Origin of the sequence: Fictibacillus sp. 7GRE50 (assembly GCF_015903875.1) — a bacterium.
Taxonomy (GTDB): Bacteria; Bacillota; Bacilli; order Bacillales; family Fictibacillaceae; genus Fictibacillus; species Fictibacillus phosphorivorans.
On the sequence record NZ_JACZDW010000001.1, the window covers coordinates 1,084,132 to 1,110,681 of the forward strand.

General features: G+C 42.9%; 28 protein-coding genes. 5 read left to right on the plus strand and 23 right to left on the minus strand.

The features are described from left to right. Positions 1-98: 98 nt before the first annotated feature. The 12 genes from IHV12_RS05275 to IHV12_RS05330 all read right to left on the minus strand — a co-directional run bounded on the left by IHV12_RS05275 (position 99) and on the right by IHV12_RS05330 (position 12,411). A complete protein-coding gene (locus tag IHV12_RS05275) occupies positions 99-968 on the minus strand; it encodes an AraC family transcriptional regulator (protein ID WP_197190109.1) in 870 nt (289 codons plus the stop codon). A gap of 187 nt (positions 969-1,155) precedes the next feature. Beyond that, a complete protein-coding gene (locus tag IHV12_RS05280; protein WP_197190110.1) occupies positions 1,156-2,118 on the minus strand; it encodes a DMT family transporter in 963 nt (320 codons plus the stop codon). 271 nt (positions 2,119-2,389) lie between these two features. Beyond that, positions 2,390-2,920: a chromate transporter gene (locus IHV12_RS05285; RefSeq protein ID WP_197190111.1), complete on the minus strand. Its 531-nt coding sequence runs from the start codon at positions 2,918-2,920 to the stop codon at positions 2,390-2,392. After that, positions 2,917-3,498 (minus strand): chromate transporter, encoded by a 582-nt coding sequence (locus IHV12_RS05290; RefSeq protein ID WP_197190112.1) that lies wholly within the window; start codon positions 3,496-3,498, stop codon positions 2,917-2,919. Before IHV12_RS05290 ends, IHV12_RS05285 begins: the two co-directional genes overlap by 4 nt. Before the next feature lie 36 nt (positions 3,499-3,534). After that, entirely contained in the window at positions 3,535-5,178 is a 1,644-nt protein-coding gene (locus tag IHV12_RS05295) for a gamma-glutamyltransferase family protein (RefSeq protein WP_197190113.1), read from the minus strand. A 5-nt stretch (positions 5,179-5,183) separates the two neighbouring features. Then, positions 5,184-6,158, minus strand: a complete 975-nt coding sequence (locus IHV12_RS05300; protein WP_197190114.1) for an ABC transporter ATP-binding protein — start codon at positions 6,156-6,158, stop codon at positions 5,184-5,186. Further along, positions 6,130-7,137 (minus strand): ABC transporter ATP-binding protein, encoded by a 1,008-nt coding sequence (locus IHV12_RS05305; protein WP_197190370.1) that lies wholly within the window; start codon positions 7,135-7,137, stop codon positions 6,130-6,132. Before IHV12_RS05305 ends, IHV12_RS05300 begins: the two co-directional genes overlap by 29 nt. Before the next feature lie 9 nt (positions 7,138-7,146). Beyond that, positions 7,147-8,679, minus strand: coding sequence for a glutathione ABC transporter substrate-binding protein (locus IHV12_RS05310; protein WP_197190115.1), 1,533 nt, complete (start codon positions 8,677-8,679; stop codon positions 7,147-7,149). Positions 8,680-8,695: 16 nt separating this feature from the next. Next, entirely contained in the window at positions 8,696-9,592 is an 897-nt protein-coding gene (locus IHV12_RS05315; protein WP_197190116.1) for an ABC transporter permease, read from the minus strand. A gap of 18 nt (positions 9,593-9,610) precedes the next feature. Beyond that, positions 9,611-10,552: a nickel ABC transporter permease gene (nikB, locus tag IHV12_RS05320; RefSeq protein WP_197190117.1), complete on the minus strand. Its 942-nt coding sequence runs from the start codon at positions 10,550-10,552 to the stop codon at positions 9,611-9,613. Positions 10,553-11,022: 470 nt separating this feature from the next. After that, positions 11,023-11,391, minus strand: a complete 369-nt coding sequence (locus tag IHV12_RS05325) for a hypothetical protein (RefSeq protein ID WP_197190118.1) — start codon at positions 11,389-11,391, stop codon at positions 11,023-11,025. A 570-nt stretch (positions 11,392-11,961) separates the two neighbouring features. Next, on the minus strand, positions 11,962-12,411 hold the full coding sequence (locus tag IHV12_RS05330; protein WP_191754264.1) for an Lrp/AsnC family transcriptional regulator: 450 nt from the start codon (positions 12,409-12,411) through the stop codon (positions 11,962-11,964). 279 nt (positions 12,412-12,690) lie between these two features. Here IHV12_RS05330 and yhfH point away from each other — a divergent pair, with 279 nt between their 5' ends. The 3 genes from yhfH to aceA all read left to right on the plus strand — a co-directional run bounded on the left by yhfH (position 12,691) and on the right by aceA (position 16,158). Next, complete coding sequence (gene yhfH, locus IHV12_RS05335) at positions 12,691-12,822, plus strand: protein YhfH (protein WP_137791063.1); 132 nt, start codon at positions 12,691-12,693, stop codon at positions 12,820-12,822. Positions 12,823-12,905: 83 nt separating this feature from the next. Beyond that, on the plus strand, positions 12,906-14,495 hold the full coding sequence (gene aceB / locus IHV12_RS05340; RefSeq protein WP_197190119.1) for a malate synthase A: 1,590 nt from the start codon (positions 12,906-12,908) through the stop codon (positions 14,493-14,495). Positions 14,496-14,871: 376 nt separating this feature from the next. Then, positions 14,872-16,158: an isocitrate lyase gene (gene aceA, locus IHV12_RS05345; protein WP_197128356.1), complete on the plus strand. Its 1,287-nt coding sequence runs from the start codon at positions 14,872-14,874 to the stop codon at positions 16,156-16,158. A 71-nt stretch (positions 16,159-16,229) separates the two neighbouring features. Here aceA and IHV12_RS05350 read toward each other — a convergent pair whose 3' ends face one another. Beyond that, positions 16,230-16,676: a DUF2569 family protein gene (locus IHV12_RS05350; RefSeq protein WP_197190120.1), complete on the minus strand. Its 447-nt coding sequence runs from the start codon at positions 16,674-16,676 to the stop codon at positions 16,230-16,232. A gap of 112 nt (positions 16,677-16,788) precedes the next feature. On the opposite strand from IHV12_RS05350, the gene IHV12_RS05355 reads away from it, so the two are divergent. Further along, the gene (locus IHV12_RS05355; RefSeq protein WP_197190121.1) at positions 16,789-17,259 is read left to right on the plus strand and encodes a GNAT family N-acetyltransferase; all 471 of its coding nucleotides are present in this window, start codon (positions 16,789-16,791) and stop codon (positions 17,257-17,259) included. Between the two features lie 261 nt (positions 17,260-17,520). Here IHV12_RS05355 and IHV12_RS05360 read toward each other — a convergent pair whose 3' ends face one another. From IHV12_RS05360 to IHV12_RS05370, 3 genes are all read right to left on the minus strand, one after another. Further along, positions 17,521-18,480, minus strand: coding sequence for an ABC transporter permease (locus IHV12_RS05360; RefSeq protein ID WP_197190122.1), 960 nt, complete (start codon positions 18,478-18,480; stop codon positions 17,521-17,523). Next, positions 18,452-19,402 carry an ABC transporter ATP-binding protein gene (locus IHV12_RS05365; protein ID WP_197190123.1) on the minus strand — a complete coding sequence of 317 codons (951 nt, stop codon included), beginning with the start codon at positions 19,400-19,402 and terminating at the stop codon, positions 18,452-18,454. The genes IHV12_RS05360 and IHV12_RS05365 overlap by 29 nt, the downstream gene beginning before the upstream one ends. A gap of 87 nt (positions 19,403-19,489) precedes the next feature. Beyond that, a complete protein-coding gene (locus IHV12_RS05370; protein ID WP_197190124.1) occupies positions 19,490-20,422 on the minus strand; it encodes a DMT family transporter in 933 nt (310 codons plus the stop codon). A gap of 360 nt (positions 20,423-20,782) precedes the next feature. Here IHV12_RS05370 and IHV12_RS05375 point away from each other — a divergent pair, with 360 nt between their 5' ends. Continuing rightward, positions 20,783-21,703, plus strand: a complete 921-nt coding sequence (locus IHV12_RS05375; protein WP_197190125.1) for a DMT family transporter — start codon at positions 20,783-20,785, stop codon at positions 21,701-21,703. A gap of 61 nt (positions 21,704-21,764) precedes the next feature. Here the strand turns inward: IHV12_RS05375 and yidC are convergent, their stop codons facing one another. Genes yidC through tenI form a run of 7 tightly spaced genes read right to left on the minus strand, consistent with a single transcriptional unit; the run spans position 21,765 to position 26,518 of the window. Beyond that, positions 21,765-22,514, minus strand: a complete 750-nt coding sequence (gene yidC / locus IHV12_RS05380) for a membrane protein insertase YidC (RefSeq protein ID WP_231620639.1) — start codon at positions 22,512-22,514, stop codon at positions 21,765-21,767. 28 nt (positions 22,515-22,542) lie between these two features. After that, a complete protein-coding gene (locus IHV12_RS05385) occupies positions 22,543-22,824 on the minus strand; it encodes a hypothetical protein (protein WP_197128343.1) in 282 nt (93 codons plus the stop codon). A 37-nt stretch (positions 22,825-22,861) separates the two neighbouring features. Continuing rightward, positions 22,862-23,878: a MoeB/ThiF family adenylyltransferase gene (locus IHV12_RS05390; protein ID WP_197190127.1), complete on the minus strand. Its 1,017-nt coding sequence runs from the start codon at positions 23,876-23,878 to the stop codon at positions 22,862-22,864. Beyond that, positions 23,875-24,642 carry a thiazole synthase gene (locus IHV12_RS05395; RefSeq protein WP_137791075.1) on the minus strand — a complete coding sequence of 256 codons (768 nt, stop codon included), beginning with the start codon at positions 24,640-24,642 and terminating at the stop codon, positions 23,875-23,877. Before IHV12_RS05395 ends, IHV12_RS05390 begins: the two co-directional genes overlap by 4 nt. A 4-nt stretch (positions 24,643-24,646) precedes the next feature. Beyond that, the gene (gene thiS, locus IHV12_RS05400; protein WP_231620670.1) at positions 24,647-24,841 is read right to left on the minus strand and encodes a sulfur carrier protein ThiS; all 195 of its coding nucleotides are present in this window, start codon (positions 24,839-24,841) and stop codon (positions 24,647-24,649) included. Positions 24,842-24,846: 5 nt separating this feature from the next. Further along, complete coding sequence (gene thiO, locus IHV12_RS05405; protein ID WP_197190129.1) at positions 24,847-25,914, minus strand: glycine oxidase ThiO; 1,068 nt, start codon at positions 25,912-25,914, stop codon at positions 24,847-24,849. After that, positions 25,898-26,518, minus strand: coding sequence for a thiazole tautomerase TenI (tenI, locus tag IHV12_RS05410; protein ID WP_197190130.1), 621 nt, complete (start codon positions 26,516-26,518; stop codon positions 25,898-25,900). The genes thiO and tenI overlap by 17 nt, the downstream gene beginning before the upstream one ends. Between the last annotated feature and the right edge of the window lie 32 nt (positions 26,519-26,550).

A 26,550-nucleotide genomic window follows, 5' to 3' on the forward strand; every position in this document is an offset into this window, starting at 1 on the left:
ACCTAATAATGCAAGGTATTATTAAAACAAATATATAAAACTCTTTTCCCCATGAAAAAAGCACCGGCCACTTAGCCGATGCTTCACAAATCGCTATTTTATTTCTTCTTAACCGGCACCCAAATCTCACTTCTAAATGTAGGTGACGTCGTATCTTTGTCCGCGTTCCAAAGTATCTCTGGTCCTTCTGTTTGTTCGTATGACGATGATGGAAACCACTCTGAATAGATGCGTCCCCACACGTTCTGCAATGTTTCTGGAAACGGACCGACCGCTTCAAAGACTGCCCATGTGGATGCTTCCACCTTTAGTTGCGACATACTCTCGGGACATTCGTTGGTTGTTGCTGCACCAATATAATGATCAAGCTCACTGTTTTCAGTTGTCCTCTCCGAAAAGTTCGTTGAAGCACTAATCATACCTCTTGGCTCTATATTCGATAACTTCTTCAGCTCACTAATTAATTCAGGTGTAAGGCTCTGCCACATCGCGGCGATCTCAGGATTTACCCCTTCAAAAACAAGCGGAACTCGTTTTTTGAGACCCACAATAGAAAATGCCTCTTTTTCAACGATACGATAGTTCATTTCACTTCCTCCTTTTACCGATAATTGAAAGGACATGCGCGGAAAGGCTTTGAGTGATTGACCGTTTTTACGTGCTTCTGATGGCGTAATGCCGTGCATCTGCTGAAATGCTTTTGTAAAAGAATCAGGTGAAGAGTAGCCATATTTCACTGCCACATCAATTACTTTTATGTCGCTGTGCTGCAACTCAAAAGCCGCCAGAGTCAGCCGTCTGCGACGAACGTATTCTGACAGTGGAATACCTGCCAAAAAGGAAAACATCCTTTTAAAATGATACTCTGAACAATACGCACGTCTCGCTGCTTCCGTAAAGTCGACCTCATCCTGCAGATGCTCCTCTATATACTCTAACGCGTCGTTCATGCTCTTAAGCGAATCCATCCAGATCGCCTCCTTTCAAAATAAGAATAACAAGGGGAAGATGATGACACCCGACAATCTCTGTATACAGTTTAACGGATTTTTCTACATAAAAAAAACAACCGCTGCTACGGGCAACGGTTGTTCCAAATTACTATTTAAAAAGGGGGGGTAGTACTACTATTCCCAGCTCACATATTTTTATTCATCATTTTGCAAGTTTCATAGATTTTTTTTGCACGACTTCTGTTTTTCCGAAGTAACTGTGTAAAAACATGCCCAGCATGATGATGAGAACGCCCATCATAGAAAGGAACGTTGGGCTTGCGATTGATAACAGCCACATCTCACCAGCTAATACAAAAATAATCTCAGCTGATTGCGTTGCTTCTACACCAGCCAGCTTCACAGGATTGTTCGCACAAAGATCAGTCGCTTGGAAAAAGAGTACCGTAGCGATAACACCTGAGGAGATCGCAACTAAAAACGTCTGCCACAACTGATCGTTCGTTGGAGGTCCGCTCTCCACCCATCCAATTACGGCGAGAACAATCCACCACGGTAGTGAAGCAATCGTCATGCCGAATGCTCGCTGAAAAGCATCGAGGCGTTTGTTTGTCACAACCATCATTTTTCGATTGCCGAGTGGATAGGCAATCGCCGCAATCAGAACAGGTAACACAACGTTCAACCAAGCGGAGCCGTTCACACCACTTGCTTCCTGCACTTGAACGAGCGCGACACCTGCCAATATGATCAGCGAAAAGCCTAATCCTTTAAAAGGAATTCTTTGGCGTGTTGCTCCTTCCGCTTTGTTCCCTTCATAAAAGAACGGTACGAGAAGAGAGCCTGCAACGATCGTAATCTGCCAAGTCGCTGCCACTAACCACGCCTCTCCAAAACCTGCTGCATATGTAATCGGTGCATAAAAGAGCACAAAGCCTACTGAACTCCATAAAAACCATGTGCCAAATCGTTTCTTAAGTTCTTGGAACACAGGACGCACGTTGCCGCGCATCCAAACGATGATCCACAATAACGGAACCATGTAAAAAAAGCGAAGGGCTGCACTCCAGTGCCAGCTTCCGCCTGATAAGTCCATAGAACGATTCAATATGAACGTGACGCCAAAGAAAAAGGCTGCCGCGATCCCAAGCCATATCGGTCTCATGTTAAGTCCTCCGTTTCCCTTTAAAAAGTATGCATCTGCCTTGTCCAACATGCTTATCTTTTTTTATTATCTTACCATATGGTTGTATGAATTTGGGAAGACACTTTGATTGGGTAATGAGGTCGTTCATTACGTGGTAATTCACTTTTTTTACGAGGTAATCCGTATTTTATACGAGGTAATCCAACATTTATCCGATTTTCGACCATAATCGACAACTCTGCAACACAAAAAAAAGCGAAACCTCAATGAAGTTCCGCTTCCCTCTAACCTAAGCCAAAAACACGGCTCCATACCCGAGTGAGCCTATAATGACGAACACCGGGGACACTTTCACTTTCTCCATCAATAAAAAACTGACAGCAGCTAGAAACAGCGTGTGCATCCACCCAACGCTTATATACGATTCCGCAAAGAACTGATACGCCATGATACCAAGAAGCACAGCGATCGTTGGCTTTACATAGGTGCTCATGTTCTTTACTCTTGGTGAGTCTTTAAATTTATAAACAAGTCCTAGAAACGCGACCATCAACAAAAGAGAAGGTGCAACGGTTGCGAACACACCAACAAACGCTCCGAACCAGCCTCCTTCTTGAAATCCGATGTAGCCTGCCATCTTCGTCGCGATCGGACCAGGAAGTGCATTACCAAGCGCCAACACTTCTGTAAATTCATTAACAGATAGCCATTCATAGCGGTCAACGACTTCGTTTTCAATCAAGGGAATCGACGCTGGACCACCGCCATATCCTAAGATTCCAGGTATAAAAAAGGCGAGAAAGATATGCCAAAAAGTCATCCTGTCTTCTCTCCTTCCCGCACGTTTACTGTCTGTTTATTCTTTCCCTTTAAAGGTCCAAAGAGAGCGAAAGCCAATAATGCACCAATGATGATGCCAGGGTGAACACCGAGAAATTGAAGAAGGACCACGCCCACAAAGATGTGAAGAAGGCTAAGTTTTAAACCTAATCCTTTTTTGGAGCTGTCAAAAAACTGCCACGTTAGGACAGCGAGCATCACAGCGACAACGGGAATGACTCCTTTTGTCATGCCTTCTACCCATGGTTGATCCTTAAATTCTCGGAGCGAGGTTAATAGAAGTATCATGAGAATAATGGTCGGCAGAATTGTCGCTAATAATGCAACGAAGAGACCAATAATGCCCGCTACACGATATCCGATGTAACCTGCCATTTTGGTTGCGATCGGACCAGGCAGCGTGTTTCCTAGTGCCAACACATCTCCAAATTCTTCGTCGTTCATCCATTTGTATTTTCCGACTACTTCTTTATGAACCAACGGGATGGAAGAAGGACCTCCCCCATACCCCAGCATGCCCGACCGAAAGAAGGCAAGAAACAAGTTGAGATACGTCATATGATCAGTCCTTTATTCTTAGTTGAGTTTAGTAGGTTACCATGCAGCGATCGATCCATCTGTTCTTCCTTCCGTTCCACCTGCTAATACACCAGTCTCTGGGTCTCTCCAAATGATCTGTCCTCGACCAAAGTTCCCTGAATCTGCAGCCACTTGAACGTCATGACCTCTTCTCGCTAGATCATCAACAATATGCGACGGAAGTGAGCGTTCGACTAGAACTTTCTTATCCTCCATCCACTGCCAGCGTGGCGCATCTAGTGCGGCTTGCGGGTTCAGATGAAAATCAACCGTGTTCATCACAACCTGCACGTGACCTTGAGGCTGCATGTAGCCTCCCATCACACCGAAAGGACCAACGGCTTTTCCATTCTTCGTTAAGAAGCCAGGAATAATCGTATGATACGTCTTTTTACCTGGAGCGAGTGCGTTATCGTGATCTGGATCCAATGAAAAATCATGTCCTCTATTCTGCAGGCCGATTCCTGTTTCAGGAACGACTACGCCAGAACCGAACCCCATGTAGTTGCTCTGAATGAACGAGACCATATTGCCTTCTTCGTCTGCCGTTGCAAGATAGACCGTCCCACCACTTGGCGGTGTGCCGGGTTCTGGCTGAAGAGCTTCATTATCAATCAGGTCTCTTCGTTTTGCAGCATAGCTCTCCGACAACAATCCTTCAACAGATACATTCATCCTGAGTGGGTCTGTTACATATTTTTTCGCATCCACAAAGGCTAGTTTGATGGCTTCGATCTGTTTATGATACGTTTCGGCTGATTCTTTTTCGGTAAAATCATATCCTTTTAGCGTGTTGAGTGCCATGAGTGCAACGATTCCTTGGCCGTTCGGCGGAATTTCCCAAACATCGTATCCTCTATAGTTCACACTGATCGGTTTCACCCACTCGGGATAAAAGGTAGCGAGATCCTCACTTCGGAGAAATCCGCCGTGCGCTTCTGACGCCTCGCTTATTTTTTGTGCAAGTGTTCCTCTATAAAAGGATTCTGATTTCGTTTCTGCGATCTCCCGTAATGTACTAGCATGGTGAGGTGAGCGCCAAATCTCGCCTACTTCTGGCGCGCGTCCGTCTGGTGCAAAGGTTTGGAACCAGCTCTCAAACTCTTCGCCTTTTAATTCCCGCTTGTACGTTTCATATGCTTTGCGCCAGTACTTACCGAGAATAGGCGTCAAAGGATAACCTTCTTCGGCGTATGAGATCGCAGGTTGCAGCACTTCCTTAAACGGAAGCTTGCCAAATCGGTTGGAAAGTTCCGCCCATGCAGCGGGCGCACCTGGAACTGTAACCGGTAGCCAGCCGAACTTCGGCATGTTATCATGTCCCGCTTTCTTCACTTCTTCGATGGAGATGCTTCTCGGTGCGGGACCGCTCGAGTTCAAGCCATGCAATTCACCATTCATCCAGACGAGGGCGAACGCATCCCCACCGATCCCGTTCGATGTTGGCTCAACGACCGTTAGACAAGCTGCGGTGGCAATGGCTGCGTCAACCGCATTTCCACCCTTTTTTAACATATCAAGCCCAGCTTGTGCGGCGAGGGGCTGACTCGTCGCAACCATCCCTTTTTTCGAAAAAACGCTCATCCGATCTGAATGATAAGGGTTATGAAGGGCATTGTACTGAAGTTTTTGTTGTGTATCCTGTATCGTTTGATTCATGCTTCTCACCTTTCGTGGCAGGCGATAAAATGACCTTCATCAATTTCGCGCCATGCGGGTTTTTCTGTTGAACAATGTTCTTTAGCGATAGGACAACGCGTGTGGAACGGACATCCGGTTGGTGGATTAGAAGGACTAGGCAGATCGCCTTTTAACCGGATACGTTCTCTCTTTCTCCCAACAGTCGGTCTTGGTATGGCAGACAATAACGCCTCTGTGTATGGATGTGTTGGATTTTCGTACAGCTTATGAACAGGTGCGAGTTCCACCATCTGACCGAGGTACATAACGAGTACTCGATTGCATAGGTGACGCACTACACCAAGGTCATGCGACACAAATAGATAGGTTAGGCCATGCTTTTCTTGAAGATCGCGTAAAAGTTTGATCACTTGTGCTTGGACGGAAACATCTAATGCTGACACAGGTTCATCACATACGATAAAGGATGGATTGATCGAGATCGCACGTGCTATCCCGATTCGCTGGCGCTGACCGCCGCTAAATTCGTGCGGATAGCGCTCATAGTGTTCTTCTTTTAGACCAACCTCGTTTAAAAGTTGAAGGACCTTTTCTCTCCGTTCTAAAGAGGATAGATTCGTATGGATGATGAGCGCTTCTTCTAGCGCATCACCAATCCGCTGTTTTGGGTTAAGTGAGGCATACGGATCCTGAAAAATCATCTGCATCTCTTTTTTATAAGGCTTTAATTGTCTCGATGAATAGTTACTAATGTTATTCCCGTTAAAGACGAGTTCTCCTTCTGTCAGCGATTCAAGTCCAAGGATCGTTCTTCCGAGCGTCGATTTGCCGCAGCCAGATTCACCAACAACGCCCAGTGTCTCTCCTTTATAAATATCAAGCGTGATACCGTCAACTGCCTTCACATGGTTCTTTACCCGCTGCAGGATGCCGCCTCTCACAGGAAAGTGCTTTTTTACATTTTTAACGCTATAAAGAACTTGCTCGTCTACCGCCATTCTGTTCGACCCCCTCTTCTTGCAGCCAGCATCTTACACTCTGTATATCTGTAACATGAAACGTACTTGGAGATTGTTCCATACATTTATTAAAAGCATACGGACAGCGTGGATGAAAACGGCATCCCGGAATCTGCTCATTTAGCATCGGCATCGATCCTGCGATCGGCTTCAGATCAAATTCAGGATCATCAACATTAGGTACAGAAGCTAACAATCCTTTTGTATAAGGATGCTGTGGATTATCAAAGATTTCTTCCACACGGCCTTCTTCAATTATTTCTCCTGCATACATCACGATCACTCGATCAGCAATCTCGGCGACAACTCCCATATCATGCGTGATCATAATCATGCTCATGTCGAGTTGTTCTTTCAAATCGTTCAGAAGGTCGATGATTTGAGCCTGAATGGTCACATCAAGTGCTGTTGTCGGTTCGTCAGCGATCAACAGAGACGGATTGCATGATAGTGCGATCGCGATCATGACCCGCTGTCTCATCCCGCCGCTCAATTCATGCGGAAATTGGTTCATTCGTTCTGCTGGCGACGGAATTCCAACCATCTTCAATAGCTCGACCCCTCTTGCATGCGCTTGTTTTTTTGATAGTTTTTGATGAATCATCAACGGTTCACGAATTTGAAATCCTACTGTAAAAACAGGATTCAAGGCTGTCATCGGTTCCTGAAAGATCATCGAAACATCGTTTCCGCGCAGCTTTTGCATCTCTTTTGGAGACATGGAAGCTAAATTCTTATTATTAAACGAGATTGAACCATCTGTTATACGTCCGTTTGATGGCAGAAGTCCCATGATAGAAAGAGCTGTGATACTTTTACCACAGCCCGACTCTCCAACGATACAGAGTGTTTCTCCTTTTTTCACCGAAAAAGAAGCGCCACGGACAGCCGGCAATGGACCGTCCGCTGATTTAAACGTTGTCACTAGATCTTTTACCTCTAAAACAGTCTCTTTCATCATCCATCCCTACTCTCTATAAACGCCGTATAATGACCACTGTCCTGTAGGTTCCATCTCAAAGCCTTTAACAGATTTATCGTAAGCGGCTGACGCGATGCCATGGTAGATCGGCAGAACCGGCAGCTGTGTCATCACATATTCATCTGCTTTTGTTAAGATTTCCTTACGCTGTTCTTGATCCACAACAGAACGAGATTGATCGATCAGCTTATCGAGCTCAGCATCTTTATAACGGCTTAAGTTTGTCGCATCAATGTTTGCAGAATGAAGTCGTGGAAACAATAATTCACTTCCATCTCCTGTAACGTTCGACCAGCCGGCAATCGTAATATCAAAGTCACCTTTTTTCGAAACATCCAGGTAAGTACCCCACTCGATCGTCTCGATGTTTGCGTTTATCCCCGCTTCTTTTAACTGTGACTGAATGACTTCAGCCATGTTCATATACTGACTTGTATTAGCAGCTAGTATTTTAATCTCTTTTTTATCAAACCCGTTATCTTTCACAAGTTTCTTCGCTTCTGCCTGATCAAATTTTGGTCCCTTATCACTGCTTTCGTTATGCCCAAAAACTTCTGGTCCGATGAAGCTGTTCGAGTAAACTCCGAGACCATTTAACTTTTTCAAGTATCCTTCACGATTGATCGCTTGAGAAACCGCTTGTCTGAACTTTAAGTCGTTCATCGGTGCCTTTTCCATGTTAAATGCCAAGTAGTAAACGGGTGTTCCATCTTTCTTCTGAATATCAACGTTCTTAATCTTCTCTAGACGCGGCATCAGTTCAGGCGCCAGCCCATCGATCAACTGAACTTTTCCTGTCTGCAGCATAGAGATCGCGGTTGATACTTCAGGAACGACTGTAAACGTTAGCTTTTTGAGTTTGGCCGGCTTCTGCCAATAGTCCTTGTTCTTCACGAGTACGATGTCATCGCCGTTTACTTTTTCAGAGAACGTAAATGGTCCTGTTCCTACTGGATCTTTCATAAGATCTTGCTTTTGATCAGCTGTTGGAGATACGATGGCCGCATTTGAGTGTGTTAAGGCCGCAAGCATCGGTCCATATGGCTTCTCTGTTTTTAAAACAACCGTATGTTCGTCCTGAACTTCGATGGATGATACTGGTGCTAAAAGTGATGCACGGGGTGCTGCTGTCTTTGGATCTTTTAATTTATCAAACGTGTATTTAACAGATTCTGCGTTGAACGGAGTCCCATCGTGAAATTTTATATCTTTCTTCAACTTGATCACCCACGTGTTTTCGTCTGGGTTTTCATAGGATTCTGCAAGGTGTGGAACGATTTCGCCTTTATTATCTCGAACAAATAACGTTTCATAGATCTGTTCGATCACTGTAGATGAAACAGAATCGTTTGTTAGGATTGGTGATAGACCTACCACTTTAGAAGTCGTTGCATAGGTTAGCTCTTGTTCAGCTTTCCCTGCACTTCCGCCTGATGAAGAATTGCTGCTGCAACCTACTAAAGCCAGTGACAATACAAAAAGAACCGTTAGCAAACTAGCAAACCACTTTTTTCCCATACGTCATATCCCCCTCTTATTTGTCTAAACTCATTCCTTGATCTAATGCGTCACGAAGCGCATCACCGACAACATTAAACGCAAACACAACTAGCATGATGGCAATACCCGGAATCACGATCATATGAGGTGATGTCCACATGTACTCCTGTCCTGCAGCAATCATTGCACCCCATTCAGGCGTTGGCGGCTGTGCCCCTAAGCCTAGGAAACTTAATGATGCCGTTGATAGAATCGCAGTTGCCATCCTCATCGTCGCAAAGACGATAATAGGAGCCATACAATTGGGAAGGACATGCCTGACCATGATCCGAAGGTCACTTGCTCCAAGTGATCGCATCGCGATAATGTACTCTTGCTTCTTAATGGAGAGAACACTTCCGCGGACGATACGCGCACACGTTGGAATCGACCAGATACTGATCGCAATTACGACGTTCACAAGGCTTGTCCCTAAGATCGCGATGATCAGCATAGCTAGCAGAATACCAGGAAAAGCAAACATTAAATCTACGAACCTCATAATGATGCCGTCGAGTCTTCTATAGTAACCAGATAGTAAGCCAAGTACGACTCCGCCCACTAAACCAAGAGTTACAGCACCGATTCCTACTAACAACGAGATCCTCGCCCCATATACGATTCTGCTCCAGATATCTCGTCCATAATTATCTGTTCCTAGCCAATGTCCTTCTGTTCCAATTGGCAGTTCACTCAGTTCCAAGTTCTGTTTGTTCGGATCCACTCCTACGATGACTGGAGCTGCAAGAGCCATAAACAGCTGAAAAGCAATGATGACGAGACCGACGATAGCCATCTTATTCTTGATGAGCCGTTTCCACGTTTTGAAAAGCGCAAACTCTTTCTTTTTCTTATGTGACGGTAACTGCTGTGTTACTACTTCCGTTGACATGTTATCCCCCCTTCGCGTTTATTCGTAACTGATTCTTGGATCAATAAAGGCGTATACGATATCGACAATTAAGTTCACTAAAACGAACAGTGTGGCTACAAGAAGAACCGATCCTTGAACCATCGGGAAATCACGAGCTGCAATAGACTCAATCATGAGCCTGCCAACCCCATTGATGGCAAAAACAGATTCTGTAATAATGGTGCCTCCAAGTAAGAAACCAAAATTCAAGCCGATCACTGTAATCACAGGGATCATTGCGTTTCGAAGACAATGCATCATGATGACTGTTTTTTCACGAACGCCTTTCGCCCTAGCCGTTCTTACATAATCTGCTCGGATAACTTCCAACATCGCCGATCGACTCATTCTAGCGATCATGGCGGCTGAGCCTGTCCCAAGAGTAATAGCAGGAAGTGCGAGTTGTTTCATTCCTTCGATGGTCCAGAACGGTTCGGTTAATCCTCCAACAGGAAACCATTGAAGGTTAACGGCGAAAATAAGGATTAATATGGCACCTAACCAAAAGTTAGGAATGGAGATTCCCCCGAGAGCAATAATGGTACTCAATCCGTCAAACCAAGTGTTATGCTTTAATGCTGATATGATTCCTGCCGTTACACCGATTACAATCGCAACAATAATGCTTGCGATAGCCAGGTTCAGTGTGTTTGGGAAACGGTCGATAATCGCTTCTGACACCGCTTGTTTTGTCTGATAAGAGAACCCTAAGTCACCTGCAAAAATGCCTTTTAAGTAATCGAAATATTGAGCGAGCAACGGCTCATTTAGTCCAAGATTTTCTCTGATCGCTTCAACGTCTTCTTGAGTCGCCGTCGGTCCGCCGATAATACTTGCCGGATCACCTGGCGCAATATGCATACTCATAAAAACAATGAATGAAATACCGATTAATAAGAGCACTAGCTGAAAAACACGCCTTACAATCAAACCTGCCATTTTCTCTTCACCTCTCCCCTTTTTTCACTTTTTCGGTACAATTAAGCAGAAATGACCTCCGTTTGTTAACCAAAAATCAAATATAAACTAACAAACGTTTTATATTGTTTCTGATTATAAAATATATTCAGAATATTTTCTATATAAAATCATAATTTGGTTCTTTGTTCCCGTACCTATGTAAGTTGACATAAACTAATGCACTACTAAACGTTTTCGAGATAGGAAGATGCACCTAGTTGGGTTTGTTTCATGATGGTTATTTGATTGGTGGGTATTGATGTGAGGTGTTGAATGCAGTAAATTTTCGTTTCAGGTGCTTTGCTTTTATACGAGGCGAATGGTGAGCCCCATTCCGCTTTGGACGCTTCGGGGCTCTGATCTCCAAGGGGGAGGGTGTGAGTGACAAAATCTAGCTAGCAATTAGCAGCTTGAATCGATGCTTTTCGTTAAACATTAATTTCAATCTTCTATGGTTTAAACTTTATTTTAATAGTTTCTGGTACTCTTCCTTGCTTGGTAAGAATGACTACAGCTTCATAATCATTTTTCCATTCCACAGTAATTTTGTCTGGTATATTTGTTTTCATAATGCTTTTGTTATCGTAATTAATTCTTATAGTAGGGTCGGGAAAATCATCTTTCTTAACAATCTCAATTGAGTTTGTTTTATTAGGAGAACGGCTAACCTTTAACTGAGTTTCTTGAGAAGATGAAATAAACCAAGCTATTACTATTACAACAAAAAGTCCTAAAGTGACTACACTGAAAAAACAGCCTATTTTCGTTAAGAATTTCGTTTTTTCTCGTTTTACGTTATGATCGTCATTCCAACTCATTATATTGTCCTTTCTTAGCTATCATTAAGGGCTACACATTGGATTTTCTTAACCTCAAACTACCATACTAGTCTGTTATAACAAAAATACAAATGATGTAAATAGTAATTTTTTCATTATTTCTAGTAGAACCTAGTATTTTCTGAAACGCATATAGCAGTTAACTGAAATAATAAAAGAGGATTCGAAATGGATAGCTGTCCATTCGAATCCTCTTTGTATTCTTTATAGTTCGTTCTTTTCTAAAAGGTTGTCGCTTTAAACTCCTTGTCACCTTTGACGATTGATTGGAGTGGAAGATGCGAGACTCCTACGGGACAGGCGGGCAGTTTGAAAAGTGGAAGTGGCTCGTTCAGCCCCGACAAGCAAAAGTTGAATGGGCCATGAAGGCGCACTTTGCCTTCTTGACCGTTAAACTTTTGACCTCGAGGGGCTAGCCACAGCAACTAGACAGCTGAGACACTTAAGAGTGAAACGTACGAATGTGGCTCAGCGCCTGCCCCGTGGAAAGCGAGCAACCTGGAACGGAAATTAACACTTCCAAAAGCAACAAAGTTTATAAAAACAGCTCTATAGTTTTAGTCCTGATCGGCTCTTGAATCTTCTGAGTAGAATATGTGATTCTACTCTCGAAATACCTTTGATGCCATACAGTTCATTATTGATAAACTTCTCTAACGAAGGAAAATCTTCTACCAATACGTGCATATGTAATGTGCTTGGCCCTGTCATCTGGTAGCAGCTTGCGACACTTGGATTATTCACGAGTTTTTCTGCTACTTTTACTAAATAGGCTGGTTCACAGTCCACTTCAAAGAAAGCTGAAACGGTCTTTCCTGCTGCTTCTGAGTCAATCACCACACTGAACTTTTCTATTACTCCCGCTTTTCTCATCTGATTAACACGTTCGCGAACAGATACGCGGGAAAGGCTTAATTCCTTACCGATCTCTGCGTAAGACATTCTGCCGTCTTGTGTTAGCAGCTCTAATATTTTTCGATCTGTATCATCTATTTTCAAATCAATCACCACGCTTACATTGAATGAATTCATTGTAAGCGTTATTTTCTCAAAATTCAAATAAGGGCTAAAAATGCAATGTGTTCACCCTGTATTACAACAGTTTTAAAATATTTAACACATTCCAAGAAACCCCGTCATAACAAGGATAAACAGTTGGACAGATGACTCAATTTTATAAAAAACAAGAAAATGTTATAAAACAGGTGTTGCAAAAAATAAACTGTTATAATACAATGCATTATAATCAAATCAAAAACAAAACAGGAGGAATTTAAAATGAAAAATTACTTGGAGCTTCACCGTAATATTCCTAAGAAGACGTGTTCGGAATGTGGATGTGTGATCGAGGAACAACATGAATCTTATCTTTATGAGTGCGAGCGCTGCATGGGAAAACACGAGAGGTAAATTTTTTTACCTCTTCTGTTATATAACAATAATATTTTAAATACATCTGTTTAATAACATGTTTAGAAAGGACTGTGTAATAAGTGACAATTGAAACTACTAATCTACAAGTGTTAGGCGACATTACCCCAGCGTATGAAAAAATATTAACACCAGGTAGCATTCTTTTCTTAAAATCATTGCACCATCACTTTAATAACACCCGCAAAGAACTTCTGAAACAACGTAAAGCGAGGCAAAGTGAAATAGATGCTGGGATCATGCCCACCTTTTTACCGGAAACCGAACATATCCGTAACAGTGATTGGACCATCTCACCACTTCCACAAGATCTTCAAGACCGACGAGTAGAGATCACAGGGCCTGTTGACCGGAAGATGGTGATCAACGCGCTCAACTCAGGAGCTAAGCTTTTTATGGCAGATCTCGAAGATTCCAACTCTCCTACTTGGGAGAACACGATTGATGGTCAGATCAACTTAAAGGATGCCGTTAACCGCTCCATTTCTTTTGATAATGGAAACGGAAAAACGTATACATTGAACGAAAAGACCGCCACGCTCATCGTACGTCCACGTGGCTGGCATCTTGAAGAAAAACATATTGTTGTCGACAACGAACCGATGTCTGGTAGCTTAGTAGATTTTGGCCTTTATTTTTACCACAATGCAAAGACACTGATCGAAAATGGGTCTGGACCTTATTTCTATCTTCCTAAAATGGAAAGTCATAAAGAAGCTCGCCTTTGGAACGATGTGTTTATTTACGCCCAAGAACAGCTTGGAATTCCAAGAGGTACAGTTAAGGCAACTGTACTAATCGAAACTATTGTCGCGGCTTTTGAGATGGACGAAATTTTATACGAACTTCGTGAACATTCCGCGGGCGTTAACTGTGGCAGATGGGATTATATTTTCAGCTATATTAAGAAGTTCCGTAATCAGCCACACGTCATTCTCCCTGATCGCTCGCTCGTTACAATGACTGTTCCGTTCATGAGATCGTATTCTCTTTTGGCCATAAAAACGTGCCATAAACGAAACGCTCCTGCGATCGGTGGAATGGCTGCTCAGATTCCAATTAAAAACGATGAAGCTGCGAATGCCGTTGCTTTTGAAAAAGTTCGTGCTGACAAAGAGCGCGAGGCTTCTGACGGTCATGACGGGACATGGGTTGCCCATCCGGGACTCGTGCCTGTTGCTATGGAAGTATTTGACCGCATCATGCCAACGCCTAATCAGATCAATCGAAAACGTGAAGATGTAGTCGTAACGGCTGATGATTTAGTGGCTGTACCAGAAGGCGAAATCACAGAAGAAGGTTTGCGCGTCAACATTAGTGTCGGCATTCAATACATTGCTTCTTGGCTGAGAGGTAAAGGAGCTGCACCAATCAACCATCTCATGGAAGATGCAGCTACGGCAGAAATCTCACGAGCTCAAGTATGGCAATGGATCAGACACCCGAAAGGCATTTTACACGACGGACGCAAAGTGACGTTCGAGCTGGTAGAGGAACTAAAGTTGCAGGAAGTTCAAAAGTTGAAGCAAGGAATGAATGAGGAGTCATTCAATTCAGGTCGTTTTATGGAAGCAGTTGCGTTGTTTGATGAGCTGATTCGTAATGATGAGTTTCAAGATTTCTTGACCAATCGAGGTTATGAGGTTTTGTAGGTATATCTTTTTATCAATTTTTTGTTCCAACTTTTAGATTTTCATATTAATTAATGAATGATTAACCCATTTCATGGAGTATCAGCCCGTTTATAGAACCCCTAACCTTGTGAGAAGAAGAAATAAGGGCTTTACCGAGCGAAACGATAGTGTTTGTGCGCGAAACAACTGACTTTTTGAGTGAAGTGAGGTGTTTTTGGAGCGAAACAGTGTCCTGTTTGAGCGAACGTGTAACAATTATAAAAACACGTACCGTAGAACCAAAATTCTTAATATCTCAAAATGCCCGCGTTCCAATTGCATTAAGAGATTTATCTAATCATGTCTAAGAATCATCAACTCACAAAAAACTAATAAACCCTAAGGAGAGAGATTAATGAATCAATCACGTGTGGAAAAATTACAGGATATGTGGCAAAACGAAGAGCGCTGGTCAGGAGTTCAGCGTCCTTATACAGCAGAAGAGGTTATTCGCTTACGCGGGTCCATCGATATCGAGCATACACTTGCTAAAAAGGGCTCCGAAAAATTTTGGGATCTCCTTCAAAACGAAACATATGTAAACGCTTTAGGAGCACTAACTGGCAATCAGGCGGTTCAGCAAGCAAAGGCAGGTCTGAAAGCCGTATACTTAAGCGGTTGGCAGGTCGCAGCAGATGCCAACCTTTCTGGAAACATGTATCCTGACCAAAGTTTATATCCAGCAAACTCTGTGCCACACGTGGTAAAACGCATCAACTCTGCTCTTCAGCGCGCTGATCAGATTCAGCACATGGAAGGTGGAAACGAAGTCGATTACTTCCTTCCGATCGTTGCAGATGCAGAAGCTGGTTTTGGCGGACAACTGAACGTTTTTGAGCTGATGAAAGGCATGATTGAGTCTGGAGCGTCGGCTGTTCACTTTGAAGATCAGCTATCTTCTGAGAAAAAGTGCGGACATCTAGGTGGAAAAGTACTATTGCCGACAATGACGGCTGTACGTAACTTAATCTCAGCTCGTCTGGCGGCAGATGTGATGGGAACACCAACAATTTTGATCGCACGTACTGATGCTGATGCGGCAGATTTGATCACGAGTGACATCGATCCAGTCGACCGCGCTTTTATTACAGGTGAGCGAACTGCTGAAGGCTTTTACCGTACAAACGCTGGCCTTGATCAAGCGATCGCACGCGGTCTTGCCTATGCACCTTATGCGGATTTGATCTGGTGCGAAACGAGTGAACCAAACCTCGAGCAAGCGCAGCGTTTTGCCGATGCAATCCATGAGCAGTTCCCTGGTAAACTATTAGCTTACAACTGTTCTCCTTCTTTTAACTGGAAAAAGAAACTGGATGACGCAACAATTGAAACTTTCCAGCAGCAGCTTGCAGCGATGGGCTATAAGTTCCAGTTCGTAACGTTGGCTGGTTTCCACGCGCTGAACCATAGCATGTTTGAGCTAGCAAAGGGCTATAAAGCGAGAGGCATGGGTGCTTATTCTGAGTTGCAGCAAAGAGAGTTTGATAGTGAGATCGATGGCTATACGGCAACGCGCCACCAGCGTGAAGTAGGAACAGGCTATTTTGATGAAGTCACACAGCTCGTTTCGGGTGGTACAGCTTCAACAACAGCTCTTAAAGGATCTACAGAAGAAGACCAATTTCAATCACAAAAAGCGTAGAGATAGAGTTATTGGATAGGAGATATATAGAAGAAAGGACAGGAGCAGATGCCCTTGTCCTTTTTTAGAGTCTAATTTACAAATGTATTGTGAACGCGCCACGATTTCTTTGCATACGTGGACCAGATGAAAAACGCTAATAGAGCAGAAGCTGAGTTTACAAAAGGCGTTCCTGTATTCACTTCATCTACAAACAGAAGCAGAATATCTGTTAGAACCGCAAAGATTAACGTGATCTGAAGCAAAAATACCCACGTCTTTACGAACGCTTTCTTCTTCGTAAAAAATAGATAGAGAAGATAGATATTCAATCCGATCAATCCAATATTAAAGATTAATTCTCCATATACAACGTACTTTAATAATAACGAATTGAATTTATAACCTTGGATCGCATCAAATCCCACTTGTACAGCATTTAGTTTAAACGGCAAAGCTAAAAGTAGTCCCGCTCCTACTAATAGCAGCCATCCTCCTAAACCTTTCAAATCTTCTTTTTGTTTTGGTTGTGTTTCCAATTTCCGTCTCCCTTTTGATGTATGTCTTTTCTGCACTCATGTTTTCCATGAAGGATAAAGTGACTCTATACGGAATATTATATCTAAAATTAATCATGTCAGGAGTCATGTTATGGAAATGATTAAAAAAGCTACTGTTCTTGATGCTGCTGAAATACTTGTGTTACAAAAAATGGCTTATGTGAGTGAGGCTGAATTATACGATAACTTTGATATCGAACCTCTTAAACAATCAGTTGATGATGTGGAAGAAAGCATAAGAACTCACCACGTACTAAAGTATCTATTTAACGGTAACATTATTGGCTCTGTCAAAGCTCATGAAGCCGGAGGAACATGTTATATAGGTAAGCTCATGGTCCATCCCCACTTTCAAAACAGAGGTATCGGAAGAAAGTTAGTACAGGAGATTGAGCAATTGTTCGTTGGATATCGTTACGAATTATACACCGGCAGCAAAAGCGTTAAGAATATCTCTTTTTATGAAAAGCTAGGTTACAAGGTGTTTAAAACCCATAAATTAGACTTTGAAGAAACCATCTTTGTTTTTATGGAAAAGCAGCCTGTATTGTTAAAAAAATAAGGCTGTTTTCGTAAACCTTGTTGCTCTTGGAAGTGTTGATTTCCGTTCTAGGTTGCTCGCTTTCCACGGGGCAGGCGCTGAGCCACATTCGTACGTTTCACTCTTAAGTGTCTCAGCTGCCCGCCTGTCCCGTAGGAGTCTCGCACCTTCCACTTCAATCAATTGTCAAAGGTGACATGGGTACAAAGCAACAATCTTTTAGAAAAGAGCGAAAAATAAAGTAAAGAGGCTGATACGAGAGTCAGCCTCTTACTCGTTCTATTAAGCTTTTACATCGCGCTTTTGGAAAACCGTAAACGTAATCGCGAGCATGATCACCGTGTATACCGCGAGCACACTAATGGAGAACGGCAGCGTTAAATCCTTAACCATCTGGTTCTGTCCATCGATCAATACACTAAGGTCCATATTGGCGAACAATGTGTAGATTACCCAGTCTTTTGTAGCAAGAAGTGTAACAATAATGTTTCCGGCAAACATCGTAAACATTGCCACTCCGATTGCGACCGAGTTACTCATGAACAGAGTTGAGATCATGAATGACATGGCTACGAGTGTTGTTAATTCGATAAATTCTACTCCAATGTTAGCAAACACGTACTCCACGATCAGTCTTTCTTTCACTTGCCCATCTTCTGCTGTGATCAAGTACGACTGATCCATGCCTCCAAATCCATAGGCAAGGCCACCAACGAGCCATGTCACTAAGATGACAACGAGCCACATCAAGAACGCAAAGCCAAGCGTGGCAACGAATTTAGATAAAAGAATCTTCCACCTGCTATAAGGGCGGATCAGAAGCATCTTGATCGTCCCTTTTGCAAATTCATTCGATACGATATCACTAGCCACTACGATTACAAACAAACCGATAAAGATTGAGATCCAAGCCATGTCTTTCATGAACTGCCATGCAGTTGTTTCATAAGGAGAGATATCATTAGCGATGGCGTATTCGTTCTGCTTGATGTTTGATTCTAACATATCGATATAGATTTCATTATCGTTGTTTTTCTTTGCTTCATCCAGCGCTTTTTGGTCATCCTTAACAGTTTGCGTCAGTTCTTGCTTCCAATTTTCATTTACTTCAACATCTGTTGTTGCTTTGTCATAAACAGCGATACCGATAATGATAACGATTGGAATGGCAAGGAAGATCCATGTGCGCATGCGGCTAAAGATTTTAATCCACTCATTCGTTAACAGGGATAGCCACTTCATTCAGATCTCCCCCTTTCTTTGTCATTTCTAAGAATCGTTCTTCGAGCGTCTTCGTTTTGCGTTGGATCCCCACAACGAGCACGCCTGCTAGAACAAGTTGTTTATTAAGTTCTGCAATGGATCGTACGTCCGATGTTTGGACAATTAGTTCCTGTCCCGACTCTGTGACGTTCAGCTCTTCGTTCATTTTGATAAGTACTTGTGTTGCCTGCGAAACGTCGCCTTCGATTTGGAAGTGAACCTTCACATCGGCTTCGTCTTCCTGGTTTAGAATTTCATCGATACGGACCAGTTTTCCATTTTGAATAATGGCAACACGGTCGCACATCATCTGCATCTCAGCAAGCATGTGTGAAGATACGATTACAGAAGTTCCATTGTTTGCTAGCAGACGCAAATAGTTACGAAGATCATAAATTCCTTGTGGATCGAGTCCGTTCGTCGGTTCGTCCAGGATTAACACGTTCGGCTTATGTAAAAGTGCCTGAGCTACACCCAGTCGCTGTCTCATACCAAGCGAGTATGTTTTTACTTTATCGTGAATCGCGTACTTCAAATCAACGAGTTCAATGACTTCGTCAATTCTTTCCTTTGTCACATCCGGCATGATCCTCGCATATTGCATGAGGTTTTTATAGCCTGTCATATAATCGTACAGCTGCGGGTTTTCAACGATTGCACCAACGCGTTCCATCGCTTTTTCAAAGTTACCTCGAATGTTGTCACCGTTAATCAGAACGTCTCCGTCCGTAATAGAGATCAGCCCAACGATCATTCGAATCGTTGTCGTCTTACCCGCTCCGTTCGGACCGAGAAGACCGAAAATCTCACCTTCTCTTACAGAAAACGATAGATCATCCACAATGGTCTTGCCTTTGATCTTTTTCGTTAAGTTCTTAAGTTCTAACGTATGTGTTGTCATGTGCTCCCCAATTCCTCCTATCATAACTCTCTCTTTTCACATTCTAATACGAGTGAATCATAAGAAAAGTTTCGTTAATTTTGTAAATTATTTACTTATCACTTTAACGCTTCTACTTGCCTTTTGTATATGCTTTTCTTTTTTTGTAACGCGTGTTGAGATAAAAACACCTAGTATAACGAGCACACCTCCAGCTGCTTGATACCATGCGAGCGATTCGTCGATAAAAAGAACAGCAAAGATCGCAGCAAACACAGGGATCAGGTTCAAAAAGACTCCAGCTTTACTCGGCCCCACCCGCTCTACCGCTGTATTCCAGGACATGAACGCAACGATCGATGCAAAGATTCCCGTATAAAGAATGGTTGCGATAGTAGCTAATGACCATACAATTTCTTTAGTTTGCATCTCTACTATTGAAAATGGCAGCAAGATGAGGATGCCAAGAAATGCCGTTACAACAAACGTGCTGTATGTAGGGAGAATCCCCGCATATCTTCGAATAAGAAGCGAATAAATACTCCAGCAGATAACAGCCCCAATCACGATCAAGTCACCTTTATTAAACGACAGCTGCAGTAAAACGGTGATTGAGCCTTTTGAGATAATAAATAGAAGTCCAACGAGTGAAAGTAACGCTCCTGCCATTTGTTTGGTGTTAAGCTTCTCTTTGAGAAAAACAAACGACAATAGGAAGAGCAGAATCGGTGTTGATGTGTTAACGATGGATGCATTTATTGACGTCGTATAGTGCAGGGCAATGTATAAAAGCGTGTTAAAGCCCGTGATCCCAGTGATCGATAAGATAAGGACGACTTGCCAGTGTTTTTTTAGCATCGGCCATTCTTTTCGTAAAAATGGGACTGCGAACGGAAGAAAAATGAGAAATGCGGTACACCATCGCAAAAAAGAGAGTGTTACTGGCGGTAAACTGCTCGCTATCGCACGTCCAATCACAAAATTCCCGCCCCATATTAAGTTTGCGATCACTAAAAGTACATACGGGTTAACTCTTTGCATGGTGAGGTTCACCTCTTTTTTTGAGATTAAGTCGTTTGGGGGTTCAATAAGGTCGTTTTCATAGCAGATTAAGTCTAATCAGCCACGCATTAAGTCTAAACAGCTCCCAATTAAGTCTAAAATCAAAAATAAAGGCGATTCGACAATATGTAGCCTGACAGACCCTTTATCAACAACTTCAAAATCTTTTTCTCCCACTATAGCAGACTACCTTTTAAAGTAGATATGGTCATTTCGCCTCAATCTAAAATTTGTAAGCTTTTTACCTGTAAATCCACTTTGAATGCTGTACAATGGAAATTAAAATCATTGAAATACTTTACTTTATGAAGTAAAAAGCAGAAGAAAGAAGATGACATAATGAAAGCGTATCGGACGTATGTGATTTTATTCCTAGTGATGGTGGTGTGGGGGTTAAACGTAACCGCGACGAAAATTTTGGTTACGAACTTTTTGCCTGTTACAATCACTGGAATTCGTGTTCTAACTGCGGGCTTAACCGTATTTCTGCTTCTCTCTATAATAAAAAAAGTTCGCTGGCTTACAAAAAAAGAGTTTTGGTATGTCTTTCTAGCGTCCATCTTTAATGTTGTTGCGCATCATTATTTTCTATCCATCGGCTTAACCGAAACAACAGCCACGAACGGCGGGTTGATCATGGGAATGTCGCCACTTCTAACGACTATTCTTGCCATCTCGTTTTTAGGAACACCTCTTACGCTCTTAAAATCGATCGGACTTCTTCTCGGGTTCTCAGGTGTTGCATTCATCGTTTTAGAAGGAAACAGTCAGGTAGCAGGGATCTCGTTCGGTGATGGATACATTTTATTATCTGTTCTCACGCAAGCTGTAAGTTTTATCCTAATCAAGCGCGTGGCGCACACGTTAGATCCACGACTCATGACCGGCTACATGATGGTGATCGGTTCACTGTTCCTGATCGTAATCGGATTGATCGAAGAGCCACAAGGATTTGCAGGAGTTGTTGAGAATTCGACCGTTTCGCTATGGCTGATCTATTTCGCTTCAGCTTGTATTGCGACAGCAGTCGGTCATATGCTCTATAATGAGGCCATCGGTAAAATCGGAGCATCAGAAGCTTCCATCTTTATTAACCTGAATCCATTTTTCGCTCTTGTGGGTGCGTATCTCTTTTTAGGTGAACAGATCTTGTTTCAGCATGTTTTCGGATTTCTGCTTATCATCACAGGTGTCCTCTTAGGATCTGGTGCTGTTGAAGAGATTCGGAACAAAAGATTGCGCAAAAAACACGCGGCATAAAGGGTGCATCATACGAACATAAAAAACGACCAGAGATTAAAAAAATCTGGTCGTTTTCTTATTACAAACTAGCAGAAGCTGCTTTCTTCTTCCGTTTCTGCAGCACCACATTTTGAATCGTTAAAAACACATTCCCGACCATCCAATAAAGAGGCAGAACGGCAGCAAGCTTCCATGCCGAGAATAAGATAATGATCGGCATCACATAACCCATCATTTTGATTTGCGGATTTGAAGCAGCGAGCTCTGTTGTACTCATTTTATATTGGATAAACGTTGTTAAAGCCGCTAACACCGGAAGCAGATGCAGAGGATCTGCTGTGCCTAAGTTAAACCAAAGGAAGTTGTGCAATGCGATCTCTTTCGTTTTGATGATTGCATAATAAAACGCAAACAAAATCGGCATCTGAATCAATAGCGGTAAACAACCCATCGATAACGGGTTGACTTCATGTTTTTTATAAACAGCCATCAGTTCATTCTGTAATTTCATTTGAGATTCTCGATCTTTGCCTGTGTGTTTTTCACGAAGCTGTTGAATCTCCGGCTGAATTTCCTTCATCTTTTCCTGATTTTTCGTTTGTTTTAACGTTAACGGCATGATCAGGAATCGTATCACAATCGTCAAGAGGATGATCGCAATCCCATAGCTATCGTTAAACAGATACGCCACATATTGAATGAGCTTTGAAAACGGGTAGATGAAAAAATGGTTCCACACACCTGGGCTTTCTGCTGTAATCGGTGTGTTATTGCACCCGGATAATAGAAAAATCGCTAGCAATGAAAGAATGGATATATATTTCTTCAAATTTGTTCCTCCTTGTTTTTTAAAAAATCTAAGCAAACAAGGAGTAAACGTGCCCTTCTTTATCATCTGGCGTTTCTTTTCTAAACATTGTCCGTGCGATCTCGTCTCGAATGAAGCAATAGTTTTGAACGAGGTGAGAGTCGGTCATTCTCTTCTCGTAACATAGCCTGTCCTGCTTCACATGGTGATTTGATCTATGAACAAGAGATCGATGAACGACCGAAAGCTGCTTAGCTATAATGAACGTTAGTGCGATACTAATGGATAAAACTAATGCGTCCGTTTGATACAGCAGATCAAAAAACTCCATAAATCAAATCACCTCCTATACTTCATTATAAAAATTCTTACCCTATAAATCTATGATACAGAGATTTCGCTTCTGCCGTATTCTTCGTTCCATGAACAAGTGCCCGTCCATCTTTAAAAAGAACGAGGCGGTGATTGCCACTTTGAAGCTCCAGTAAATAAGGATTACAGCGAACGTCACCATGTGGCAATAATCTTTTCTCCATCTTTTCTAAATCAATCTCGATCGTATGAGCGGGACGGATTTGAACAGTATCCCGACCGCAAAGAACAGCTGTTTTTAACGCAGCGCCTTTTTCTAAATAAGGATATGTTGGGTTAGCTCCGCAAGATGGACAATCTACCTTCTTCGCTTTTCCCATCCCTAATTGAACGTGCTGATTGGTCCACGTATCGAATGTTACGATTTTTTTCCTGATGGATACATAGTCTTCTACTAAAATCTTTAACGCCTCGGCTGTTTGATAAGCGGTGACCATCTGTACAGCTGGAGAGATAATTCCTGCTGTATCGCATGTTTGTCCGTTCGCCGGAATCTTATCGAGCAAACAGTTCAAACACGGTCCATCTCCAGGTAAAATCGTGTAAGAAATGCCGTAGCTTCCAACACACGCCCCGTAAATCCACGGAACCTCATATTTCTGAGCCAAATCGTTGATCAACAAACGCGTCTCAAAATTATCGGTCGCATCCATGATCAGATCGATACCCGAGATCAGTTCTTCTGCTTCCTCAATCCCCATGTCCATCACATGTGCCTGAATATCGACTTCTGAATTAATTTGGTTCAATCTATTTTTTGCAGCGACTACTTTTGGCAGCTGTTTTCTCGCATCTTCTTCCGAATAGAGCTGCTGACGCTGAAGGTTCGTCCAATCTACATAATCGCGGTCGACGATAACAATCCGTTTCACACCTGCACGAGTAAGAGCTTCAGCGTTTCCTGCACCAAGAGCGCCTGCGCCAACGATCAGCACGCTTTTTGTCCGTATTTTTGCTTGCCCCTCTATACCGATCGGGCTAAATAATTCCTGTCTTGAATAACGTTCATTCACTTCACACTCAACCCTTCTAAAGGACTGCTCGCTGTTGCCGTTTCTTTTCTCGGGATTCTTCCCGCTTCATACCCTAGCTTCCCGGCTTCTACCGCCATTTTCATTGCAAGGGCCATCTTTACAGGATCCTTCGCACCCGCTACGGCAGTATTTAACAGCACACCGTCTGCTCCAAGCTCCATCGCAATCATCGCGTCACTCGCACTGCCGATCCCTGCATCAACAATAACCGGAACCTTCGTTTGTTCGATAATGAATTTCAAATAAAGCGGGTTGATGATTCCTTGCCCGGAACCGATCGGAGAAGCCGCAGGCATGATCGCATGTGAACCAAGCTCTTCTAATCGTCTAGCAAGGACCACATCATCTGACGTATAAGGAAGCACGATGAACCCTTCTTTTAATAGCTCTTCTGTGGCTTTAAGCGTTTCCACTGGATCCGGCAACAGCGTTTTGTCGCATCCGATGACTTCTACTTTTACCATATCACATAATCCTGATGCTTTCGCCAGTTTTGCAATGCGTACTGCTTCTGCTGCCGTTTTCGCACCTGCTGTGTTCGGTAACAATGTGTATTTTTTCAGATCAAGCATCTCTAAAAAGTTTGGTTGGCTTTCTTCAAAGATGTTCATTCTACGAACTGCAAACGTCAAAATCTCAGAACCAGAAGCTTCTACCGCTTCTTTTTGTGTTTTAAAGTCCGGGTATTTGCCTGTACCTAAAAGTAATCGAGATGAAAAGGAATAGTGTCCAATGTTTAACATACAATCAACCTCCGCCAACAAATCGAACAAGTTCGATTTTGTCGTTTTCTTTTATTTGAGTTTCACTTTGTTTTTGATTATTGATGATCTCTTCGTTTACTTCCGCAATCACCACTTGGTCATGTAAGTTAAGGTGCTTCAGCAGATCTGTGATTGACTCTAAAGAGTTTGGCACCTTGACCGCTTCTCCATTTATCATAAGTTTCACGATTGATATACCTCGCTTTCAATATGGTCGGCAATCCTTTTTCCAGTTATAGCGGAAAGCAGAATGCCGTTTCGATAGTGCCCCGTTGCAAGAATGAGCCCCTCTTTATGTGGAGAAGGACCGATATAGGGTTGACCGGATAGCGTTTGTGGCCTGATGCCTCCCCATGCTTTTTCAAAATGAGCACCACTTAGTTCAGGAACGATCTGTTTCGCCTTCTCCATCAATTCAAAGAGACCTGAAAATGTTACCTCTTCATCAAAGACGTGTGGTGTACTTGTCGCGCCAACAAAAATTTGGTTTTCTCGCTTTGGAACGAGGTAACAGTTTTTGTATTTTACCGTACCTGTGAGTAGTGGACGCTGTGTTTTAAAAGAAAGACATTCCCCTTTTACAGGCACCATTTTTAGTGAAGGCTCTATCTCCGAGCTCCACACCCCACAAGCTACTATGACGGAATCAGCATGAAACGTTTCCTTCGTTGTTACGACACCTGTCACTCTGTTGTTGGTTTGGAGAAGCTCAACCACTTCCGTACGCTCTTTTATCTCGGCACCGAGAATTTTTGCGGACTGATAAAGGGCGCGAGTAAGCTTAACAGGTGACACTTGAGCATCTTTTTCAAAATAGAGAGCTCCCTTTACAAGTGAGGATAATGCGGGTTCTTTTATGATCAGTTCTTCAGCTGAAAGCCAGAAAACCTCTTCATCTTGATCTCGACGCTTGGCCGCTTCTCTTTTTAAATCATCCGCTTCTTCCTCTGTAAACGCGAGTTCATAAATCCCCTTCTGGATCAGTTCGATGTCTATCCCACAAACATCGAAAAGCTCCTGTGATAAAGGGGTGAAGGCATTCCGACTCTCTTTTGCGAGCAGATAGAGTGGATGATCGGTCTCAAACTCCATCTCTGCACCGAGCATGCCAGCTGCAGCACTTGAAGCCCTGCTCCCAATTGTTTCTTTTTCAAGAAGCAGCACACGTTTGTTTCGTTTACAAAGCTCATAGGCGATGGAACAGCCGATCACGCCGCCTCCAATAATGATGGCATCATACGTTGTGCGCATCCCACACCTCCAGTTGTTGTTTATACAGCTTCACCGCTTGTAGTGGTGATTTTGCTTCTAAAATGCCTGACATCACGGCGATTCCAGATGCACCTGTTCCGATGACATTCCGTACGTTTTCTGGTGTAATGCCTCCGATCGCGATGACCGGAATTGTGATTTGATCTACCACACGTTGAAGCTGATCTAACCCTCTTGGCTCTGCACCACGTTTGGAGTCCGTTTTAAAAATATGACCATACATGATGAAGTCGGCGCCGTTTTGTTCAGCATCCTGTGCTTCTGAAACAGAATGAACAGAGCAGCCGATCAGCATTTCAGGCAGAGCTCTTCGCACTTGTGACACATCTAAACTGTGGTGTGTCAGCTGAACACCTTTTACACCTGTACAAAGCGCTACATCCACCCGATCATTTGCGATAATTTTAGAGGGAGGCACTCCAGCTTTCTGCAGACGTTCGATAAGATGACTGACTTCTTTGGCAGACTTTGTTTTTTCTCGTACATGCAGCGCCGTGATGTACGGATGAATGAGTATCGCTATCTTAACCAACTCTTCATCACTTTGCCTTCCCGTAGTAATTACATGAAGCTGTTTTTCCACAATAAAAAAACACCTCCTTTATGCAGCAAAGA

Excerpts from the sequence above, each read along its gene's own strand:
- IHV12_RS05395 (WP_137791075.1), bottom strand. The coding sequence starts at position 24,642 with ATGTTAAACATTGGACACTATTCCTTTTCATCTCGATTACTTTTAGGT.
- IHV12_RS05370 (WP_197190124.1), bottom strand. The coding sequence starts at position 20,422 with ATGCAAAGAGTTAACCCGTATGTACTTTTAGTGATCGCAAACTTAATA.
- aceA (WP_197128356.1), top strand. The coding sequence starts at position 14,872 with ATGAATCAATCACGTGTGGAAAAATTACAGGATATGTGGCAAAACGAA.
- IHV12_RS05290 (WP_197190112.1), bottom strand. The coding sequence starts at position 3,498 with ATGACGTATCTCAACTTGTTTCTTGCCTTCTTTCGGTCGGGCATGCTG.
- IHV12_RS05365 (WP_197190123.1), bottom strand. The coding sequence starts at position 19,402 with ATGACAACACATACGTTAGAACTTAAGAACTTAACGAAAAAGATCAAA.
- yhfH (WP_137791063.1), top strand. The coding sequence starts at position 12,691 with ATGAAAAATTACTTGGAGCTTCACCGTAATATTCCTAAGAAGACGTGT.
- IHV12_RS05305 (WP_197190370.1), bottom strand. The coding sequence starts at position 7,137 with ATGAAAGAGACTGTTTTAGAGGTAAAAGATCTAGTGACAACGTTTAAA.
- IHV12_RS05295 (WP_197190113.1), bottom strand. The coding sequence starts at position 5,178 with ATGAATCAAACGATACAGGATACACAACAAAAACTTCAGTACAATGCC.
- IHV12_RS05385 (WP_197128343.1), bottom strand. The coding sequence starts at position 22,824 with ATGGAGTTTTTTGATCTGCTGTATCAAACGGACGCATTAGTTTTATCC.
- IHV12_RS05275 (WP_197190109.1), bottom strand. The coding sequence starts at position 968 with ATGGATTCGCTTAAGAGCATGAACGACGCGTTAGAGTATATAGAGGAG.
- IHV12_RS05355 (WP_197190121.1), top strand. The coding sequence starts at position 16,789 with ATGGAAATGATTAAAAAAGCTACTGTTCTTGATGCTGCTGAAATACTT.
- nikB (WP_197190117.1), bottom strand. The coding sequence starts at position 10,552 with ATGGCAGGTTTGATTGTAAGGCGTGTTTTTCAGCTAGTGCTCTTATTA.
- IHV12_RS05285 (WP_197190111.1), bottom strand. The coding sequence starts at position 2,920 with ATGACTTTTTGGCATATCTTTCTCGCCTTTTTTATACCTGGAATCTTA.
- IHV12_RS05360 (WP_197190122.1), bottom strand. The coding sequence starts at position 18,480 with ATGAAGTGGCTATCCCTGTTAACGAATGAGTGGATTAAAATCTTTAGC.
- IHV12_RS05310 (WP_197190115.1), bottom strand. The coding sequence starts at position 8,679 with ATGGGAAAAAAGTGGTTTGCTAGTTTGCTAACGGTTCTTTTTGTATTG.
- IHV12_RS05315 (WP_197190116.1), bottom strand. The coding sequence starts at position 9,592 with ATGTCAACGGAAGTAGTAACACAGCAGTTACCGTCACATAAGAAAAAG.
- IHV12_RS05375 (WP_197190125.1), top strand. The coding sequence starts at position 20,783 with ATGAAAGCGTATCGGACGTATGTGATTTTATTCCTAGTGATGGTGGTG.
- thiO (WP_197190129.1), bottom strand. The coding sequence starts at position 25,914 with ATGCGCACAACGTATGATGCCATCATTATTGGAGGCGGCGTGATCGGC.
- thiS (WP_231620670.1), bottom strand. The coding sequence starts at position 24,841 with ATGATAAATGGAGAAGCGGTCAAGGTGCCAAACTCTTTAGAGTCAATC.
- IHV12_RS05300 (WP_197190114.1), bottom strand. The coding sequence starts at position 6,158 with ATGGCGGTAGACGAGCAAGTTCTTTATAGCGTTAAAAATGTAAAAAAG.
- IHV12_RS05280 (WP_197190110.1), bottom strand. The coding sequence starts at position 2,118 with ATGAGACCGATATGGCTTGGGATCGCGGCAGCCTTTTTCTTTGGCGTC.
- IHV12_RS05325 (WP_197190118.1), bottom strand. The coding sequence starts at position 11,391 with ATGAGTTGGAATGACGATCATAACGTAAAACGAGAAAAAACGAAATTC.